2 protein-coding genes are annotated in these 1710 nt (G+C 78.2%); both read left to right on the plus strand.

Annotated features, from left to right (window positions below):
* A partial coding sequence (locus tag DZF91_RS40225; RefSeq protein ID WP_117359587.1) for an ABC transporter permease family protein occupies positions 1-1316 on the plus strand: 1316 nt, incomplete at its 5' end.
* 96 nt (positions 1317-1412) lie between these two features.
* A partial coding sequence (locus DZF91_RS24180) for a hypothetical protein (protein WP_199486850.1) occupies positions 1413-1710 on the plus strand: 298 nt, incomplete at its 3' end.

The raw sequence follows: 1710 nt of genomic DNA on the forward strand, positions 1-1710 counted from the left end.
CCGCCGCGCGGCTCACCGTCGCCCGCCGCGACGGGCGGCTCGCCGCGCTCCGGCTGGTCGGCGCGACGCCCGGCCAGGTCGTCGCCGTCACCACCGCCGAGGCCGTGCTGACCGCCGCCGCCGGGGCCGTCCTCGGGACGGCCCTGTTCGCCGCCGCGCTGCCCGGCCTCACCCGGATCGCCATCGCGGGCGGCACCTGGTACGCCGCCGACCTGTGGCCCGGCCTCTGGACGCTGCCGATCCTCGCCGCCGTGCCGGTCCTGGTCGGGATCAGCGCCGTCGCGGGCCTGCGCCGCGTCGTGGTCAGCCCGCTCGGCGTGGCCCGCCGCGAGACGCCGCCCGCGCTGCGCGCCGTCCGGCCCCTGGTGTTCCTGGCCATCGTGGTCGTCTTCGGGGTGATGGCGGGCAGCCTGACGTCCTTCGGCCGGATCGGCCTGGTCCTGCTGCTGGTCTTCCTGGCGCTGGCCTTCCTCGGCATCAACCTGGTCGGCCCGTGGATCGTCGCGCTGATCGGCCGGATCACCGCCGGGACCGCGCGCGGACCGGCCGGCCTGCTCGCGGGCCGCCGCCTGGTGGACGACCCGCGCTCGGCCTGGCGCACCGTCGCGGGCATCGCCCTCACCGGGTTCGTCGCGGGCTTCCTGGCGCTGCTGAACCCCACGTCCGCGATGGTCCGGCACGGCGCCGCCGACCGCCTGGAGATCACCGTGCCCGCCGCGTCCGCCGAGAGCGTCGCGGGGCAGGCGCGCGAGCGCCTGCACGGACTGCCCACCACCGTCACCGTGCGCCGCGGCAAGGACGCCACGGTCCTGGAGACGACCGTGCGGGGCGGCCGGACGGACGTGGACCGCGCCCGGACGGCCCTGGCCGGCCTCGTCCCCGGCCACACCGCGACCACCCCCGCGGACGCCGACAACGCGTCCGCGCGGCTGCTGGGCGACCTGCGCACCGGCGCGCTGACGGTCCTCGGCGTCTCGTTCCTGATCGCGATCACCAGCGCGGGGATCACCGGCGCGTCCGCCGTGCTGGACCGCCGCCAGACCTACGCCATGCTGCGCCTGGCCGGGACGCCGCTGGAGGTGCTGGACCGGGCCCGCCGCCGGGAGACCCTGGTCCCGCTGCTGGTCATGGGCGGCGGATCCGTCCTGACGGGCCTGTTCTTCGCCGCCCCGTTCGCCATGGGGTTCGGGGCGTCCGGCGCGATCACCCTGGGCGTGTTCCTGGTCCTCGGGTTCGGCGGCATCCTCGGCGCGAGCGCCCTGAGCCGTCCGCTGCTGCGCTCGGTCACGACGGACCCGGCGCCCCGTCCGGACTGAGCCGCAGGCCGGGGATGTCCGGGATCGGGCGGCTTGTGAACCGGTGCGGGCGGAGCGGCGTCCTCCCCTGACACGCCCGCACCGAGGAAGTGGTCCATGCGCAAGCGCCCCACCGGTGTCCCCTCCGCCCCAGCCCGGCCCGCCGTCCGCAGGCCCGCCGTCCGTCGGCCCGCCGTGCGCAAGCCCGCCCTACGCCGGTTCGCCGCCCGTCGGCCCGCCATACACCGGTTCGTCGCCGTCCGGTCCGCCGCCGTCCGGTCCGCCGCCGTTCCGCTCGCCGGCGCCCTGCTCGGCGCCGTCCTGCTGGCGGGCTGCGGCGCGGTCCCGCAGCCGGAGGCCGGGACCTTCCCGTCGGAGGGGCCGTCCGCGACACCCCCGCCGGGACGGCGCCGGC

The sequence above is a fragment of the Actinomadura logoneensis genome (assembly GCF_003428695.1).
Classification (GTDB): domain Bacteria; phylum Actinomycetota; class Actinomycetes; order Streptosporangiales; family Streptosporangiaceae; genus Spirillospora; species Spirillospora logoneensis.